Below are 18,568 nucleotides of genomic sequence, written 5' to 3' on the forward strand. Positions count from 1 at the left end.
GCCCTACCGCTAACCAGGGCCTCGAGACCCGCTGTCAGTCTGCATTCCGCCCGAAACCGGACGGAATTCCCAGGTATAAGAGCCGTCAGCCTTAAGGCTCATGCGCAGGTGACCCCATGTGTCGCTAAACTTCCGCTCCACATAAGGGGGGGTGCTGGTGAACGGCCGGAGGCCGATTCCACCGGTAGACACCTGAAATTGTTGCATCCCGTCCGCAACGCACTGGTCTTCGTTGTTCACCGGGCAGGTCCGCTCATAATTGTGCTGTGAGCCGGATAGCAACACGCGGACACGGTTCGCCCAGAACATGTCTATCCACGGCTTCGCCTGAGAGAAGCGGGTATGGCTCGATGTGTTGCTGGTGAAATACGGATCGTGGTAAATAGCCGCCAGATGCTTTCCAGCGGCCTTTGCGGCTTTGAGGTCGGCATCCATCTCCGAGGTCATTGCCTTCGCCCGCGTAGCGTTGTACTGCCATGTTGCCGTGGGCGCTACCAGAAAGTGCCAGTTGCCCTTGTCGAACGAATACCATTCAAGGGCGTCCTGGAACCGTCCAAGATCGGAGCTCGTCGCGCTCTTCACCGGGGACACGCACTGCCCATCCATGTACCGGTCAACGTCGTCATTCCCGCCGGGTTCAACATCATGATTCGGGCCAGCGGTCCAGTACATCCTGGTCTTAGCCGGACCCCACAACTGGTCGTAAGCCTTGAGCGTGGCACAGGTGCCGTTGTCGTACTGGAAATCGCCCAGCATCAGGAAGTTATCCAGCGAATCGTCGTTGAGACCTGCGATGATGCTAGCCGCGTTCTTACCACTGGCCGATGTAGGCGACGTGTTACCCGGAGGGTTCACATCCCCGACTGCGGCGAACTCAAACGACTGATCGGACCGCGTAGTGGGCGTCGGTAGGGCTGAGACAGATGTCTCGGCCGGGGGCGCGGTCATTCCTGTCGGTTGAGGTGCGGGGGCCGAGCAGCCGGCCAGGAAGACTGCCGCCACCCCAAGGGCGACCACGTGTTTACGCATACGTCAGATGATAGGCTCCTGCCGAAACGGTGCCTATGCGACCGCACCCCGCGTTAGGCGCGCAGCTCGTGTCGGTCTTCAGTTCGGCCGGCGCATTTCATTGTGCCCTGAGCTGGGAAAACTATTCCGAGCGGTCCGTGACCGGTTTTGGCCGCCTGCTGAGGCTCCGCCACAAACTTCTGCGGGTATCCACAGAGTCGCCCCCGTTGGCTAGGAGGCGTACGCGTGCTGGGCCTAGGGTTGAAAAACGCGGATGCCCTGCGGGTATGCGGTCCATGGTTCCGGACCGGATAGAGGAGAGACGAACTAGTCTCGCCACCTCCAGGACGTCGGTAACAACTAACTGAATGCGACAGCCAGGCGCCGGTTACCGGCATCTCAGGCAGGACAGGGCAGTGCAGACGCCCCAGGCCTGCCGCTTCGTGGTTGTGCCGTCACTTTGGAGCCAAAATGAAGTCTGCACGTGGATTGTTTTCCCGCAGGATCCTGAAGCTGGGCGCGTCCGCCATGGCCGCCGGGCTGCTCGCGTCGACCCTCTCCATTGCGGCATTCCCATGGGCCCTGTCACCCGCCAGGGCCGCAGGTCCCTGTGACGTTCCGGTGGTCAGCAAGGTGGCCTGCGAAAATACCCAACCGGGCAGCCCCGCTTCCGAGTGGCAGGTTTTCGGAGCTGGGAATTCCACTATTCAGGGTTATGCCACGTCCATGAGCGTCAACGCGGGCGAGGCATTGGCTTTCAAAATCAAAACGCCTTCCACGTCGTATCGAATTGATATTTATCGCCTTGGCTACTACCAAGGGCTAGGAGCGAGAAAAGTCGCGGCCAATATCCTTCCTTCGGTACCCCTACCGCAGTCCCAACCGAACTGCGCGACCTTTTCGGCCACCGGCCTAATTGACTGCGGTAACTGGGCAGTGTCAGCGTCCTGGCAGGTGCCGGCATCCGCTGTCTCCGGCGTGTACCTTGCCCTCCTTGTCCGGAATGACACGACGGCCGCAAGCGCCATTCCATTCGTCGTTCGGGACGATTCCGCGCATTCCGCAATGCTTTTTCAAACATCCGACAGTACTTGGCAGGCGTACAACAGTTATGGAGGCAACAGCCTCTATCAGTGCACGGTCGCGTGCCCGCCTGGAAGTCCGCAAGCCTACAAAGGCGCCTTCAAGGTCTCGTACAATAGGCCCTTTAATTCGGGGGCCGATGACTTGGGTCGAAGCTGGCTTATGTACACGGAGTACCCCATGATCCGGTTCATGGAAGCTAACGGCTACGACGTGAGCTACATGAGCGGCTTAGATGTCGCGACCAAAGCGCCACTGCTGTTGAACCATAAGGCCTTCTTGTCCGTGGGGCATGATGAGTACTGGTCAGCTGAGCAGCGTGCGAATGTCGAAGCGGCCCGCGATGCGGGAGTTAACCTAGCCTTTTTCAGCGGCAACGAAATGTTCTGGAAGACCCGGTGGGAATCCAGCGCTGCTGGTACGACCACACCTGGCAGAACGTTAGTGTCCTATAAGGACACTCATTTCAACGCGCAGGTAGATCCTGTCTCATGGACTGGAACATGGCGTGACCCCCGGTATGGGACCTCCTCTGGAGGGGGCAACCCCGAAAATTCCCTCACCGGACAATTCTTTCTTGTAAATTCCGGAACGACTGATATTAAGGTCACCTCGGACTTCGCCCGGCTTCGCCTTTGGCGCAACACTGTTGTGGCCGGTCTGGCCAACGGAGCCACCGCAACGCTTGCACCCGGTGTTGGTGTCCTAGGTTACGAGTGGGATGTCGATGCCGACAATGGATTCAGGCCCGCTGGAGCCTTTCGGCTTTCGCAAACCACCAATTCAAGCGCAGAAGTCTTCACTGACTACGGCTCTTCCACGGCCAACAATCAGAGCGCAACGCACAACCTTGTCATGTACAAGGCCGCATCGGGGGCGTTGGTTTTCGGGGCTGGGACGGTGCAATGGTCGTGGGGGCTTGATGGGTTCACGACAGGCAAGGCAGTAGACAAGACGATGCAACAGGCCACCGTAAACTTATTTGCGGACATGGGTGTTCAACCGCCTACCCTTATCGCTGGCCTTACAGCGGCATCAGCGTCATCGGATGCTTCGCGTCCCACCTCTTCTATCGTTACGCCTGCACCTTCGTCCCTCGTCACAGACGGCACCCTCGTGACTGTGACCGGGACGGCCGCAGATACAGGGGGCGGTGCGGTAGCCAGCGTTGAAGTATCCACGGACGGCGGTACGACTTGGCGTCCAGCCACAGGAACAACCAATTGGACGTTCAGCTGGACTGCGCACGGAAGTCCAACGACGACATTGCGATCGCGGGCAGTCGACGACAGTGGAAATATGGAGCTGCCGACAGCAGGAAATACTGTAAGTGTTCCATGCCCTTGTTCGATATTCGGCGTGAGCACGGTTCCAGCGATACCAGATGCCAATGATGGTGGGTCTGTCGAGGTGGGAGCAAAATTCTACTCAGACGTCGCCGGGACGGTCACTGGCGTTAGGTACTACAAATCAACCAAGAACACTGGCACCCACATCGGCAATGTTTGGAGTGAATCCGGACAACGCCTGGCCACTGCAACATTTACTGGCGAGACTTCGAGTGGCTGGCAGACAGTCAACTTCAGCCCGGCCCTGACGATTTCGGCCCAAACACGATACGTCGTTTCTTACTTCGCACCTGCCGGGCATTACGCCCAGTTCAATGGATACTTCTACAATCATCCGTCTCCCGCACCGGCCGGAAATGGATCGACAGATAGTTCGCCCCTCCATTTCACACGAAGCGTCCCCGGAAGTCCTAACGGTTTCTACCGCTACGGCCCATCCTCAGGCTTTCCAAACCAGATTTATGATGCTGAATATTATTGGGTTGACCCCATTTTCAGCCCCGCCAGCACCGCTCCCCTCGTTGCTTCTGTTTCGCCGGTGAATAATGCCACGGGTGTGGATGTGGCGGTGAAGCCGACTGTGACGTTCAACCAGGGTGTGACCGGGTCGTCTGTGGTGTTTGCTTTGAAGGATGCTGCGAATACGTCCGTGACCGGCTCTGTGGCTTATGATTCGGCGTCTCGGACGGCGACGTTTGCGCCAGCAAGTGCGCTGGCGTCCGGGACGGTGTACACGGCGACTGTGAGTGGCGCGACGAATGCCGCGGGGCAGGCGATGACAGCGCCCTATTCCTGGTCGTTTACAACCGTGGCTCCTCCGACGGTTGCTTCTGTTTCGCCGGTGAATAATGCCACGGGTGTGGATGTGGCGGTGAAGCCGACTGTGACGTTCAACCAGGGTGTGACCGGGTCGTCTGTGGTGTTTGCTTTGAAGGATGCTGCGAATACGTCCGTGACCGGCTCTGTGGCTTATGATTCGGCGTCTCGGACGGCGACGTTTGCGCCAGCAAGTGCGCTGGCGTCCGGGACGGTGTACACGGCGACTGTGAGTGGCGCGACGAATGCCGCGGGCCAGCCGATGACAGCGCCCTATTCCTGGTCGTTCACAACTGGAAATACCCCCCTCGTTGCTTCTGTTTCGCCGGTGAATAATGCCACGGGTGTGGATGTGGCGGTGAAGCCGACTGTGACGTTCAACCAGGGTGTTACCGGGTCGTCGGTGGTGTTTGCTTTGAAGGATGCTGCGAATACGTCCGTGACCGGCTCTGTGGCTTATGATTCGGCGACTTGGACGGCGACGTTTGCGCCAGCAAGTGCGCTGGCGTCCGGGACGGTGTACACGGCGACTGTGAGTGGCGCGACGAATGCCGCGGGCCAGCCGATGACAGCGCCCTATTCCTGGTCGTTTACCACCGTGGCTCCTCCGACGGTTGCTTCTGTTTCGCCGGTGAATAATGCCACGGGTGTGGATGTGGCGGTGAAGCCGACTGTGACGTTCAGTCAACCTGTTTTGGCGTCGTCTGTGGTGTTTGCTTTGAAGGATGCTGCGAATACGTCCGTGACTGGCTCTGTGGCTTATGATTCGGCGGCTCGGACGGCGACGTTTGCGCCAGCAAGTGCGCTGGCGTCCGGGACGGTGTACACGGCGACTGTGAGTGGCGCGACGAATGCCGCGGGGCAGGCGATGACAGCGCCCTATTCCTGGTCGTTCACGACGGCGCCGGCACCGGCGATATGCCCGTGCTCGGTGTTCCGTCCGACATCCGCTCCTGCCACGACTTCAGTGAATGATGGCAATGCGGTGGAGCTCGGTATGAAGTTCCGGTCCGACGTGTCCGGTACAGTCACAGCCATTCGGTTCTATAAGGGCGCTGGTAACACCGGTACCCATGTTGGCCATCTGTGGTCCTCGGCAGGAACGCTGCTGTCTTCGGTCACGTTCACGGGCGAGTCATCGACCGGCTGGCAGGAGGCCACTCTTGCCAGTCCCGTGGCTATCACCGCCAATACAACCTACGTTGTCTCGTACTACGCGCCCAACGGGTTCTACTCGGCAAATGGTGCGTACTTCAATTCGTCCGCGGATAACGGGCCACTTCACGGCTTGGCCAGCGGAGTGGATGGATCGAACGGCGTCTACCGTTATGGCAGCGTAACAGCATTCCCATCGGACAGTTACAACAACACCAACTACTGGGTCGACGTAGTCTTGGCTACGAGCGGATCCGGCACAGCTCCGGTGGTTGCTTCTGTTTCGCCGGTGAATAATGCCACGGGTGTGGATGTGGCGGTGAAGCCGACTGTGACGTTCAACCAGGGTGTGACCGGGTCGTCTGTGGTGTTTGCTTTGAAGGATGCTGCGAATACGTCCGTGACTGGCTCTGTGGCTTATGATTCGGCGGCTCGGACGGCGACGTTTGCGCCAGTAAGTGCGCTGGCGTCCGGGACGGTGTACACGGCGACTGTGAGTGGCGCGACGAATGCCGCGGGGCAGGCGATGACAGCGCCCTATTCCTGGTCGTTCACGACGGCGCCGGCACCGGCGATATGCCCGTGCTCGGTGTTCCGTCCGACATCCGCTCCTGCCACGACTTCAGTGAATGATGGCAATGCGGTGGAGCTCGGTATGAAGTTCCGGTCCGACGTGTCCGGTACAGTCACAGCCATTCGGTTCTATAAGGGCGCTGGTAACACCGGTACCCATGTTGGCCATCTGTGGTCCTCGGCAGGAACGCTGCTGTCTTCGGTCACGTTCACGGGCGAGTCATCGACCGGCTGGCAGGAGGCCACTCTTGCCAGTCCCGTGGCTATCACCGCCAATACAACCTACGTTGTCTCGTACTACGCGCCCAACGGGTTCTACTCGGCAAATGGTGCGTACTTCAATTCGTCCGCGGATAACGGGCCACTTCACGGCTTGGCCAGCGGAGTGGATGGATCGAACGGCGTCTACCGTTATGGCAGCGGAACAGCATTCCCATCGGACAGTTACAACAACACCAACTACTGGGTCGACGTAGTTTTCAAGCAGTAGATCAACACGCGAGCGAAAGCGTCATGAAAACTCAAAGTTGAAAGGAAGACTTAAATGTCATCCTCGCCCCATACTCCCAAATCAATAGCACTCATTACACCCAGTTACGGGCCCGATTTGGAGCTTTGTAGGGATCTCCGGGACTCAGTACTGCGGTTCACCAGCACCAGCGTGGAGCATTTCATTATCGTCCCCAGGGCTGACAGATCCGCTTTTAGCGATCTTTCGGGCCATAGGACATTTGTAAGAGAAGTTGATGAATTTCTTCCGAAATCAATGATGAAGATGCCGAAAGTAAATGTTTGGCTCAACATTCGGTGGCCGATTCCCCCCATACGTGGCTGGATTGCTCAGCAGATTGTAAAACTGGCAGCCGCCGCATCAATGACAACGGACGTCGTTCTGCTTATCGATTCTGACGTTATTCTGATTCGCCCCGTGGACGCTGAATCCTTTTCGCCTCTTGGCCAGGTGCAACTCTTTGAAGCTATCGGGGCTATCGATGGGACGCTTCCCCGCCATAGGCTTTGGCACGCTGCAGCCCGGCGGCTTCTCGGACTTCCAAGACTCGAAGCGGACTTGCTTCCCGACTACGTCTGCTGGCCATGTGCATGGGAGCCGAGTGTTGTCCGCCAAATGCTGGGTCGGGTTGAATCCAGCACAGGGCTGCCATGGCAAACAGCTCTCGCGAGAGAACTGCACTTCTCCGAAATGATCCTTTACGGCGTGTTTGTCAGGGAAATCCTAGGTGTGAGTATGCCACTGACTTTGACATCGTCCATGCGTTGCGTAAACCATTTTGATGAGACGGCGCTAACTCGAGAATCCATGAAGGCGCTGCTACGAAGTGTTGGCCGTACGGATTTTGCCGTTATGGTGTCGGCAAAGTCCGAGACGCCACTTGACCTTCGCCGTGAGTTATTTCGCGAATTCTGTCCGCCCGCCTAGAAGCCCAGAGGAAGCAACCCCTGCCGATCGGAAGATTCGTTCGAGCATGTGCACTGTTGAAGTAGGCTAGAGCGCGGCTTGCAAGACCCGTATGCCGGCGGGCCAAAGGGCGACTCGCCGCCGATCACGTGCGCAGCCACGAATCCGGGGGTGAGCCCTATGGGGGCTCTTCGTGGTTGGTGGGGAATTGAGTTCGTGTCGTTGAAGACAAAGGGGCCCGTGGCCCTGTTGGGATGAGTGAGTCTAAGCATTCAAGCTGGAACAGGACCACGAGCCCTTGAACGAGCCTACCGGGGTCGCAGCCGACGCTGCCACCATCCTTTTCAACCTGCCCGACTACAACGTCGTCTCCACCACCTTCACTGCCGGCCGTCGGCAGGTCATTATCGAAACCGACCAGCCGCCTGGCTGCCCAAGCTGCGGTGTCATCGCATCCCGGCGGAAAGAGCGCCGGCTTCAACGACTCCGGGATATTCCCGTCGCCGGGCCGGTGGAAGTGCTCTGGTCCAAGTACCGCTGGTACTGCGAAGAGTCAGCGTGCGACCGGCTCTCGTTCTTCGAATCCACGCCGCAGGTGCCGCGTCGCGCCCGTTCTACGAGCCGGCTGCGGGACCATCTCGTGGACGCGGTCATCCGCTCCGGAAGAGCCGTGTCAGAGACGGCTGCCGGCTTCGCGGTCTCCTGGTGGATGGTCCGGGCGGCGCTGAATGAGGCCTGCCTGCTGCGGCTGCCGGACGTGGACAAGCTCAGCCCGCGGATGCTCGGCATCGATGAACACCGGTTCCGGTCCGTGCGCTACTTCCAGGACCCATCAACAAAGGCATGGACACGGTTCGAGCCGTGGATGACGACCATCGTGGATTTGGACACTGGTCAGGTCCTGGGCGTCGTTGACGGCCGCGATCACAAGGGCGTCGGGGACTGGCTGTTCGCCCGTCCCCTGGAATGGCGCCTGGCCGTGCAGGTCGTCGCGATCGATCCCTCGGCGGCCTTCCGGAAAGCGCGGCGGATGTGGCTTCCCCGCACCGCTGTCGCTGTCGATCACTTCCGAGACGCACGTGGACAACATCCTCGCCGTGGAGGCCGTATTATACCGGAGCGGGCCGCCATACATCGAGCAGCTCCTCCGCGGCGGTCCAGTATGGGCCGAGCAGAGGCCAAACAAACATGGAGATATTCATGTCGGGGCTTTGGCATCGATTTTGCCGAAATCAAACTTGTTCCAAAAGGACGTCATTCATTCCCGCCACAATGCGCGCGACCTACGACTGTGCGGTCCTTAGTCCCTCAGGGTGGACACCATACTTGATCGAATATTCGAGGATGCAGGTGGAGAGAGGAGTGCTTCGGACCTACTCTCATGCGCCTGCTCATCATCTTTGCTGGCAGCCTGCATGTTCGAACCCCTTCCCGGCTTTGGGTTTGTCTTTGCATGGCGTGCACTTACATCTCCGGCTTCGAAACGACGACCACGTGAAAGCTCAATTGAACGGGCGATGGACACTGCGCCGAACGCCAGGAACGCTCCTGCCACACCGACGATTATCAAAGTTCTGAGCCGGCTTGAAAAGTTTTCCTTCGCTTGGCCTGGCCCGTCCACAGGTAAGGCAGAAAAAAGGTAACCGTCGTCCGCGCCATTTACCTTCTGCAGGTCATAAAGTGTGCTGGTGAGCTGTTGAGCCAACCCGCGTACGGTGGCAACCGCCTGGTCAGGCGAACTGCCGGATGCCTGCAACTGGAGCAGCATCCCCGACCCAATGTTACTCGCTTGGGAAACTGTGTATTCCGTTCCCAATCCCTCTTCCCGTAGATCGTCTGATGTTGCCTGGCCGCCAAGCTTCGTGATCAAGACCTGCGAAAGGAGAGAACTGTCCGGGCTCCGCAGATACGGGTTGTCACCATTCGCAGTCGCCAACGTAGGGTTAGCCAGAATCTCCGTCGCCGACGGTAGCTTCGGCGTGACTAAGGCATATGTCATCGTGGCCTGGTATGACCGCGGGGCAAACAACAACACATAAATGACGGCGAATAGTGTTAGCAGCACCGCCGGGAGAGCCACCCACTTGTGCTGTTTCAGAATCCTGATTACTGAAAGGGGATCCACTGTGTTCTCCTATTGTGGGGCACATGAACCGGCGTTGACTCCCAAAGAGTGCTGCGATTCGTTTCCAATTGCGACTTAACAATGAGCCAGGACCCGCCTGACAAACCAATAAAGAATGGGCAAAGCAGGGCGAATACTGGAAAAGACATTGAGTCAAAGGCGCCGGATGTAACAGTTGCTATAAGCCCTGCTGCCGCAACAGCAGCGGAGAGAAGACTGATGTCATTTTCCTTTGCGTTCCATGCGGCCATGAAGGAAGCCAGCACAGGGACCAGAAGATAAGCTATGAAGGCAATGAGACCAACGACACCCATAGTTACCGCCACCAACAGATACTCGTTGTCAAAATTGTCTATTGGACGTGTCGGGATCCACGTACCAGGACCGATGCCCAACCAAGGACGGTCCCCTAGAAGCCTTAGCGCCAACGGGTAATCATTGGTTCGGTAGGTGATGGATGGGTCGGTGTTCCCTGCAGTTGTTGCGGCAATCATTGTGGTGATAAGGCCCGGCACGGTAAGGAAGAGCATTGCTGCGCCGAGGGGGGCGACGACGATGGCCCAAATGCGTTCAACGCGCGGAAGGAATGGAATCGTGACCAACAGTGCGATCAACAATCCGATCAGGGCCGAGCGGGAAACAGTCATGGCGTTAGCCAGGACCAGCAGTGCGACCGTTATCCAGTGGAGAAGCCTACTTCCCTGCTTGTCGTGGACTGCCCTCCAAACAGACAGCGGCAGGAGCATCGAACTCACCACGCCAAGTTCTATCGGATGCATAGTCGTTCCTGCGACTCGCATGAACATGCCCCTGGGCTGGCTGCCTACATCAGTATTCTTGACAAAGCCGATCATGTAGTCCGTTATTGCTTCAAGCGGGTCAGTTCGCGTGACGAACTGAAAAATTGCAATGACGCAACACACGGAAGCCCCTGCCAACAGCCATCGAACTAACTGCATCGCGTCTTCCAGACGACGAACTGACTCTGTCGTTGCAAAAGCGATTCCTGCAGAAGCCAGTATGAGAAGCATCCATCGGTCAGCGGCGGCCCGTCCCATAGCTGTGCTAGACCCACTAAGGCCAGCAAAGAGGGCCAAATAGCTCGCGCAGGAGGCCAGAATCATTAGGAGAACCACTGCGCGCCCAGGGTGCCTGTAGTCCACAGGATTGTGTAATCCCAAAATTGCTGACCCGCCCCAAAGGCCGAAAAGTAAGAGCGCCAGGACCTGAGGTACGCTGCCGCTCGCGCCGAGGGGTGCCAGGACCATGTAAGGGGGAAATGCCAATATGCTGAACAGCGCCCCCTTCAACAACCAGGGGTTTGCCACTCCACTGTTGGCGCCGGGAGCATCCAGATGACCGGTGGCATTCATGAGCGAGGGTCCCGCTGTCTATCGGATCCGCGGCTGCTTTCGTCCCGCTCCCAATTATGGGAACGGGACGCACCGCGGCGTCCGATAAGGGCGAAGGCAAAGTAAATCACAGCATTTGTCGCGGAGATTGGCCCCCGAACCGAGCTAAGAACTTCTCTCAGGGTGTTTCGAGCCGTGCTGTGACCCCCGCCCTGACCGTTTTGTTCGGAGTTGCCACGATACACCCGATGCAAAATAGAGAATTGATCCTTGAGCGTCCTTGGTGGACGAAATACCACCGGTTCGCCCTCTAGTACGGTCTTTTCATTCGCCGCAAAAAGGCGGTCGATAAAGAGGTCATCTGAAATCAGGTCCGGAAACGATGTAAATCGGCGATGCCCCTTTTCGGATATGGCGTAGACACCGCCTGCCCACAAGCTGGTCTGGACCGATGGGAGCTTAGTCCGTGTGTGATAGTAGGAACGAATTAGGGGATTCGCGCCGTGGAGGTCATAGTGGACAACAGGGCGTGCAGCCAGTTTTTCACCGCCTGACAGCGTCAGGAACAGTTCGCGTAAAGCGACTGATCCAACTTCTACGTCAGCATCCATGTACAGTCTGGGCCATTGGGAAGCTATCGAGTCGGCGACATTGAGAGCAGCGGTTTTCGATGCCTCTTCGATTTCCACGACGGTAACACCCTCAAATGTCCGAGCTATTTGAGCGGTGTCGTCGCTGCATCCGTTGCAGGACACTATGACCTCAATCCCTGCTGATCTTGTAAGCGGTGCTAGCGGAGCTAGAGCGCGCGCAATGACGGCCGCTTCATTATGCGCCGGAATAATTACTGCCCCGGATGGGAATCCGCTGGCGTCATGCCGCGATGGACCTGGAAGTTCAGACCATTTCGCCTCCTTCAGCACCGTAGAAAGAACTCCCCGACGGTCTGTTTTCCAAAACCTGAGGGCTTCGGACAGTACCACTGAAAATCGATATGCGGCCGAGTAAAGTGAGGAGTGATGCTTACGAATGTAGCGAATTCGATTTACGGATAGTAGAGCGTTGAGACTTGCTGAACTTCCTGAGCCTCCGCCGGTGTGAGTCATTACCGCCCGTGGTTCAAACCAGATGGAATGGCCGAGCTTACGGACCCGGCGACAGTAATCCGTCTCCTCCGAATACAGGAAGTAGCTTTCGTCCCAAGAAATCTGGTCGGCTACTGAACGGCGAATCATCATGGCCGCTCCCGTGGCCCACTCCACGATATGAGCGTGCCTGTAACTTTCCGGGTTGCAGTCTGTTTCTGCCAGCCAGTTTGGACGGTCAGGAATACGGCTCCCCAGAATGGCATCGCAAACTGCACGACTGAGGGTCGGCTCACGATGTATCGAATAGACAGTCTCAGAGCGTTCATTAACCAGTTTAGGCACCACCACCCCAGCATGAGATCGCTGCAGCCGGTTCCAAAGGAAACGCAAACTTCCTCGATCAATTGTGAGATCGGGGTTCAGAATGATGACGGAATCTGATTCACCAGCCCTTGCCAGGGCAACATTGATGCCGGCCGAATACCCTAAATTGCCGCCGGTATTAACAACACAAACATCCGGATGCTCGGTCCGGATCCTCTGAACGGTTTCGTCATCGGACGAGTTATCGGCAACTATTACTCGTAGGGTCAAATCTGCCGTCTCCTGACGGAGACTGTCTAATAATGGGCCGATATGGTTCGCACTGTTATACGTGACTACTATTGCTACGGCGTCCACGATCTCGTTTGATTCCGTGAAATATCCGGGAGTCCTCGGAGCAGGCGTCGACAAATGCTTCGTTTCCTGAATTTCCGCCGGTAGAGTGGATGATTTTGTCTTCAACTTGATGTAGGCCTCGGGTCCGTCTATAAGGTATCTGCGCGCCAGTCGCCGCGGCTCCTTGGCTAACCGGTAGCACCACTCCAGGCCATGGTCTCGCGCCCAGACCGGGGCGCGTCCTACTCGTCCTGCCATAAAGTCCACAGCTGCACCAAACGCCAGGAGAACGGACGCCCCTGTGTGCTCCCCATATCGATCTATCCATAACTCCTGTCGTGGTTTCCCCAAGCCGACGAACAAAATCTGCGTACCCGAATTAGCGATCAGCTGTGCAAGTTGCTGGGAACTGTCGTCGGAATTAAGTTCGACGCGACTGGGCGACCACATTCCTGATATTTTCAACTGAGGACGTTCGATCGAAAGTTTTCGTCTTAGAAGAGCTTGAGTGGCTTCTGAGCCGCCCAAAAACCCAACTGACAGCCCTAGCAATTCGGCCTGCACCAGTATCGGGTACGCAAGTTCACTACCAGCAAGCCTTGGCCACTCATGGTCTGTCAGTCGTCGTGATTCCTGCACCAGAGGCGAGCCGTCCAGGAGATAGAGCCATTCCAGAGTGCTCGCTGGATCCGAATGAAGAGTGCCGGCCCAGCGTCCCCTCACCCCAAAATGGTGGAGATGGTCAAGATTCACTGAGACAACGGCGAGCCGCGTCCTTTCGTCTGACATGGCCCTGTTCATGATGAGGGATACGGCCGGTTCGAATTCCATGAGGTTAACGGGTGTGCCAGCAAGAATTACACCGCTGTTCATTGATTTCGTCATGATGGCCTCTCGGGTCCAGCCGTCTTTGGCTTAGGTTGAAATGGTCCAATTGCTGAATCAAAGTGGCTTGACTGGGATGGAAGAGGTTCCGAACGGTGAAGGGGGCCACGGTCCGATGGATTCGTTTTGGCGAGGCTTGGAGTGGGTGGCTCAAGAGGACGCATCTGAGCCCGCTTCGGGAAAACTTTTGCCAGCAGCTGGCGAAATCCTCGAATTGTCAGGAACGGGCGTTCGCAAGCGATGAAAAATAGATAGGCGCTGCCTATGGCAAGGGGAATACCAAGCAAGGCCAGGGTCAGAAATGCTGCTGCGCCTGTAAGACCTGCTCTAGCCACAACGTGAATGCGAAGCAGTTCCAGTACGGGCGCGTGTATGAGGTAAATACTGAATGCGAACCGGCCCAGAGAGACAAGAAATCGAGTGCCAAGCAGGGATGTTAACCATCTGAGCTTCCCCTGGTCTAATGCCGTCAATAGAGCCGCGGTGGCTCCGCCAACTGCCAGATCGACCCAGAAGTATGTGGCCACTATCCGTGCCGGACCGGCAACAGCAGCAACTACGATGAATCCCACCACCATTGTGACCGCAACGCAAACTGCCATCCTGGCTCCGATTGCCTTTGAAGCAAGCCAGACAGCAGCGGTTCCGAAGGCAAAAAGTGCAAAATAGGCTGTACTGAATCGTTCAAAAAAGGCAAGAAACGGAAAATACTGGCCCCCTATGTGCTGGACCAAGACCAAGAGCAGTATCGCTGGTATGACGCGCATAATTCGGTATCGGCGCAAGCAGAAAACGAGCAGCGGAAAAAGGAAATAGATGTGCCATTCCACAGCTATCGACCAAAACACACCATTAGGCGGTGTGGTGGATATCGCATCTTGGATTAATAGACCGTGAATCGCGATATCTTGAACGGTAACTTCGCTGCCCGACGGTGACGCAATCAGCCCGGTTGCGATCAGTAGTGCCGAAAAGCCGAGCGCTGCCCAGTACGGCGGCACAATCCGCCAAAAACGGCGCCGCATAAAGGTTAGGCCACCGTGCCGCAGTCGCATCCCTTGGTCCGCAGGGGCGAGTGCAAGTGAATAACCGGAGACGACGATGAAGACCGAGACCGCCAAATGGCCGTACACGAGCCAGTCAGTCCACCAAGGCCCGTTGTTTCCTGGATATCCGCCGTATGACATCAGCCAGACGTGGTGGAGGACCACGAATGTGGCTGCAAGGGCGCGAACTCCATCAAGCCAGTTGAGTCTGCGGACATCGGGCCTGCTCTTGGTGACACCCCCGGGAACTGTCAAGTCCTGCACGTCACGGCCTCCTCAATGTGCTTCGCGACCTCGGCCTGCGTGTCGGCCCAACTCGGACCGGTAGCGGCCGCGGCGCGTACTGAGCGTTCCAGGATGTGCGGGTCGGAGACCACCGCACTCAAGGCTCGGGCCAGTGCGGACGGAGTGGGAGGAGCCCAGTGAGCCTCAGGATTGGTGAGGACAGTACGCGAAAACTCGTGGTCATTTACGACTGCGATGTTGCCGGCCGCCAACATTTCGGAGGCCACCAACGTAATATTCGTAAAGGACAAGGCCAGCCCAGCGATGGTGCTGTTGTATAAGTCATTGAGTTCCGCCGGAGTTAACGATCCGTACTGAGTAAGCGGAATGCCCCATCCGGTCACCTTGGATCCATAAATGTGGATTTTCTGCTCTGGATGCAGGGCGTGGAACGCCTGTAGGGCCAGGCGCCCCAGTTCGTAGCCTCGGCGATCGGTACCGGGACGCGCAAAGAAGACGACTCCAGATCGTCGAGCTCCGCCGATGACGCGGTAGGCATTCGTGTCGTTGCCGAATGGGACCGTGATTGACTCGACGCCGACTTCCCGGGCGAGTGTTCGAGCAACCATCTGGCCAAGTGCCAGGTGCGTGAAGCCGAACCGGTAGGTGTCTTCAGCCAGGCTATAAAGGCTGCCGCGCGGATAGAAGTAAGGTTCAAAGTCTTGGATGAAGTAAAAGCGATGCATGCTTCCCCCGCCGTGACTGGCCAGAGCATGTGCGGTGTCCCAAGAACTGGCCACGCAGCCATCAAATCCGTCAATAACTTGGGGCAGCGGTCGAATATCGGCCTTTAGATTCGGCCAGTGCCGCCGGATCGATGCTGCGTAGGCATTGAAGTCACTTCCATGGCGGTTATATAGCAGGAGTGTGCAAGTATGCCCTCGCCCCTCCATTCCAGCGATCATCCGAAAGAAGGTTGTGTGGCCTCCTGATCCTGGACCCGGGGGAGTGCAAAGCCACCCCAACCTCAGAGGGCGGGCGGCAGATAGGGTAGGCGGCGGACTAAGTTCCAGGTTTGTCGAATCAGCAATATCCTGCTGCAACAGCGGGAAATTCAGACTCTGCGTATCAAATTTCGTAGCGAGAAATTCGACCGTCCGGCGGGCAACACGTCGGCCCGCGTCTTTTGCGCCTATTTGTCGGACCCGCCGAAGAAGAGACGAGGGTGTTTGGTAGTCCGTCCCCTTGATCATTGCTCTTCTCCAATGTTCGGTCTCTGGTCGGAGGAAGCCGCTGCGGCTACTTGCAACGCGGTTCCTGGGGGGCCGCTCCGGGCTCCGCCATCCAGTTCCGGTTCAGCGCCCTCGGCGCGCCCTGGCTCGGTCACTTGTCCGCCTTGAAGTCGGGACAGCTCCCGCACTTGTCTGAGCCACCAGTTCATGAGGGGTAAGGCGTAGGCAATTGAGCCTGCAATTGTCCCAACGGTGAGTGCGAGCCACCGTACTGGGATGGTGACTGTCGTGAGCCACAGGACTCCGGCGAGGGGCAAACCGGCAAGTGTCGGAACGATCCACGCACCAATGAATCCAAGAGTGGGAACGGCCGATCGCCGCATGGAGATGAGGTAAGCAGGAAGAACCACAGCCAATGCCACTATTACGTGTGCCCACCCGGCCCCTGCGAGGCCTGCCGATTGCACTCCAACGAACATTGCGGGTATCAGCGTCACTAACCAGATGGCCTGGATGAGCAGGACTCTGCGGGTATGACCGCTCGCAATAAGATAAGTCGCAGCAAGGTCGAAGATGACGCGAAAGGCGCCAAATGCGGCCAAAGGAACGACCGCCACGACGGCTCCCATCCAAACATCCCCGTATGCAACGGACACCAGTTGGGGTGCCAGGAACATGAGACCGACTGCCACTAGGATGCTCACCGCCCAGATGGGTCCGCTTACCTGCACCATGGCGCGGCCCCTGTGTACAGTGCTGGCCAATCTGGAAAAGGCCGGGAGTGCGATGACTCTCACAGACTGGCCGGCCACGGACATAGGCCACGAGGCCACATTAAAGGCCAAGGCATAGAGGCCCAGTTCGAGGGGACCGAGAGTGCGGGCAACCATAAGGTTGTCGACGCTCACCGTCAGCCATGCCACGAAGTTGGCCGTCGCTAGCGGCAGACCAAACCCGACCGCCTCGCGGGCCACCTCTCGGTCCCACCCGAACTCCGGCCATCGCCCTACGGCAATGTACTGCATCACTACCGCTGCGGACTGTCCAGCGATTCTGCCCAGTGCCAGGGCGGCGGGACCGAATCCTGTGATGGCCAGGAGGGCCATCACCAATGTCGATATGACCATTGAAGATGCATCGACGGCAAAGAGAGTGCCTTGACGGATATTTCGCTGCAGAAGGGCTGCTGGGACTACTGAAAGGCCGATGAGGAATATTGATATCGACATCAATTGGACAACACTTGTAGCTTCGGGGCTTCCGAAAAAAATGGCGACGTGTGATGCGGCGAAATACATTGCCCCGGCGAGAATGCTGCTTAAGACCAGCCCAAGAGTGCCCACAGTTGGGAGATGGCGCTGATAGTCATCGCGGCGAACCAAGTCAGCTCCGAGACCAAATTCGGCGAGGGATCCGAGGATGGACCAAGTTGTAAGCGCGACTGCAAAGACTCCGAAGGCCTCTGGAGCAATAAGGCGTGCCATGATGATACCCACTGCCAGATTGCTCAGACGCAGCACAATATTGCTAGCCGTACTCCAAACCAGTCCTCGACGGACTTTCTGCCCCATGGCAATATCCGCCGACAGTTGCTCGCTCACGAGCGCCATCTCCCCGAGGGAACGATAGACGCTCGCTTCAATTCTGAGCGTATCCGCATTGCCCACACTTTGAAGGGACTCCAAGGCTGAGGAATGGGAGGCATGAGGTCTTCGTTGATGACGAGGACGCCGTCATGCGCGTCATAATCCAGTGCAGCTGCCGGCACGATACGCGATTTCCAAGAATCAGGAACCGTTTCATCCGGTGTTCCGGCGAAATAGCCCACGTTCCTAACTTGTGTCACTGACATCGCCCATTCTTTGACCATCTCATGCGAAAATTCAGATGGCATCCCTGGCGAAGTTCGGCGAGTATCAAGGCGCTTTTGTATTTGGGTCGGCGATCTGTAGGCAAAATGCCTGATTGGGATTCGCATGGGTGCTGCGGGGCGACTCCACACCGCGCGAGGAAAGCCACCATCCGTGTGTTGCCAACCGATTGTTGGATCATGACGGAAGAAGCGCGGTTCCGACCAGTGATTAAGGTAATAGCGGCACTTTTCGGTTATTGGTACATCGTCATTAAACAGGTCAGGGCTGGCGAAGTATCTTTCTGCATCGATATCTGTAAAGTAGTAAGAAATGCTCGCAGACCATACTGAAAAATATTCATCTGGCGTCTTCACTAGAATCTCACGAGGATCGTCAACATAGAATTCGTCGGCATCTAACCTGCACCACCAATCACCACCGGCAGCCTTTGCAGCATTTGCGTTGTAAAGCCGAGCCCTTATCCCATCGTGGAAGGGTGTTAAATCACATCCCACTGGAATAATTCGAGGCTCCAATTTAGACATGGACTGGACGCGTTGCCAACCATCGTCGTCGCTGCCATTATCTAATAGAAATATTTCATCACACCAGCGGAGCGCATCGGAAAGCGTTTGTTCGATAATGTCTGATTCATTCTTCATAACGCACAATGCTCGGATCTTCATGTGAGATCACCGCCT

The 18,568-nt window shown here is 57.2% G+C and carries 11 protein-coding genes; 3 read left to right on the forward strand and 8 right to left on the reverse strand.

Translation table 11 applies throughout. The annotated features are described in order from the left end of the window. Positions 1-9 precede the first annotated feature (9 nt). Positions 10-1,029 (reverse strand): hypothetical protein, encoded by a 1,020-nt coding sequence (locus QFZ40_RS20015; protein ID WP_306906542.1) that lies wholly within the window; start codon positions 1,027-1,029, stop codon positions 10-12. Positions 1,030-1,734: 705 nt separating this feature from the next. On the opposite strand from QFZ40_RS20015, the gene QFZ40_RS20020 reads away from it, so the two are divergent. The 3 genes from QFZ40_RS20020 (at position 1,735) to QFZ40_RS20030 (ending at position 8,731) form a co-directional block, all read left to right on the forward strand. Beyond that, the gene (locus tag QFZ40_RS20020; protein ID WP_306906543.1) at positions 1,735-6,474 is read left to right on the forward strand and encodes a DUF4082 domain-containing protein; all 4,740 of its coding nucleotides are present in this window, start codon (positions 1,735-1,737) and stop codon (positions 6,472-6,474) included. A 54-nt stretch (positions 6,475-6,528) separates the two neighbouring features. Further along, entirely contained in the window at positions 6,529-7,422 is an 894-nt protein-coding gene (locus QFZ40_RS20025; RefSeq protein WP_306906544.1) for a DUF6492 family protein, read from the forward strand. Positions 7,423-7,699: 277 nt separating this feature from the next. Beyond that, positions 7,700-8,731, forward strand: coding sequence for a transposase (locus QFZ40_RS20030; protein WP_306906545.1), 1,032 nt, complete (start codon positions 7,700-7,702; stop codon positions 8,729-8,731). On the opposite strand, the gene QFZ40_RS20035 is transcribed toward QFZ40_RS20030, so the two are convergent. The 7 genes from QFZ40_RS20035 to QFZ40_RS20065 form a co-directional block, all read right to left on the reverse strand. Next, entirely contained in the window at positions 8,702-9,526 is an 825-nt protein-coding gene (locus QFZ40_RS20035) for a chain-length determining protein (protein ID WP_306906546.1), read from the reverse strand. The two genes, QFZ40_RS20030 and QFZ40_RS20035, sit on opposite strands and share 30 nt — an antisense overlap. Continuing rightward, positions 9,508-10,557 carry an O-antigen ligase family protein gene (locus QFZ40_RS20040; protein WP_306906547.1) on the reverse strand — a complete coding sequence of 350 codons (1,050 nt, stop codon included), beginning with the start codon at positions 10,555-10,557 and terminating at the stop codon, positions 9,508-9,510. Before QFZ40_RS20040 ends, QFZ40_RS20035 begins: the two co-directional genes overlap by 19 nt. 338 nt (positions 10,558-10,895) lie before the next feature. Next, the gene (locus QFZ40_RS20045; protein ID WP_306906548.1) at positions 10,896-13,511 is read right to left on the reverse strand and encodes a WecB/TagA/CpsF family glycosyltransferase; all 2,616 of its coding nucleotides are present in this window, start codon (positions 13,509-13,511) and stop codon (positions 10,896-10,898) included. After that, the gene (locus QFZ40_RS20050) at positions 13,508-14,821 is read right to left on the reverse strand and encodes an acyltransferase family protein (protein WP_306906549.1); all 1,314 of its coding nucleotides are present in this window, start codon (positions 14,819-14,821) and stop codon (positions 13,508-13,510) included. Before QFZ40_RS20050 ends, QFZ40_RS20045 begins: the two co-directional genes overlap by 4 nt. Continuing rightward, the gene (locus tag QFZ40_RS20055) at positions 14,809-15,528 is read right to left on the reverse strand and encodes a rhamnosyltransferase WsaF family glycosyltransferase (protein WP_306906550.1); all 720 of its coding nucleotides are present in this window, start codon (positions 15,526-15,528) and stop codon (positions 14,809-14,811) included. The genes QFZ40_RS20050 and QFZ40_RS20055 overlap by 13 nt, the downstream gene beginning before the upstream one ends. Positions 15,529-16,031: 503 nt before the next feature. Continuing rightward, complete coding sequence (locus QFZ40_RS20060) at positions 16,032-17,615, reverse strand: lipopolysaccharide biosynthesis protein (RefSeq protein ID WP_306906551.1); 1,584 nt, start codon at positions 17,613-17,615, stop codon at positions 16,032-16,034. Continuing rightward, positions 17,612-18,529 carry a glycosyltransferase family 2 protein gene (locus tag QFZ40_RS20065; RefSeq protein WP_306906552.1) on the reverse strand — a complete coding sequence of 306 codons (918 nt, stop codon included), beginning with the start codon at positions 18,527-18,529 and terminating at the stop codon, positions 17,612-17,614. Before QFZ40_RS20065 ends, QFZ40_RS20060 begins: the two co-directional genes overlap by 4 nt. Positions 18,530-18,568 lie beyond the last annotated feature (39 nt).

The sequence above is a fragment of the Arthrobacter pascens genome (assembly GCF_030816475.1).
Classification (GTDB): Bacteria; Actinomycetota; Actinomycetes; order Actinomycetales; family Micrococcaceae; genus Arthrobacter; species Arthrobacter pascens_B.

What these genes read in the sequence shown, in the direction of transcription:
- QFZ40_RS20040 (WP_306906547.1), bottom strand. Translation starts at nt 10,557, where the DNA reads ATGCTTCTCATACTGGCTTCTGCAGGAATCGCTTTTGCAACGACAGAG.
- QFZ40_RS20015 (WP_306906542.1), bottom strand. Translation starts at nt 1,029, where the DNA reads ATGCGTAAACACGTGGTCGCCCTTGGGGTGGCGGCAGTCTTCCTGGCC.
- QFZ40_RS20020 (WP_306906543.1), top strand. Translation starts at nt 1,735, where the DNA reads ATGAGCGTCAACGCGGGCGAGGCATTGGCTTTCAAAATCAAAACGCCT.
- QFZ40_RS20045 (WP_306906548.1), bottom strand. Translation starts at nt 13,511, where the DNA reads ATGACGAAATCAATGAACAGCGGTGTAATTCTTGCTGGCACACCCGTT.
- QFZ40_RS20055 (WP_306906550.1), bottom strand. Translation starts at nt 15,528, where the DNA reads ATGCATCGCTTTTACTTCATCCAAGACTTTGAACCTTACTTCTATCCG.
- QFZ40_RS20065 (WP_306906552.1), bottom strand. Translation starts at nt 18,529, where the DNA reads ATGAAGAATGAATCAGACATTATCGAACAAACGCTTTCCGATGCGCTC.
- QFZ40_RS20025 (WP_306906544.1), top strand. Translation starts at nt 6,529, where the DNA reads ATGTCATCCTCGCCCCATACTCCCAAATCAATAGCACTCATTACACCC.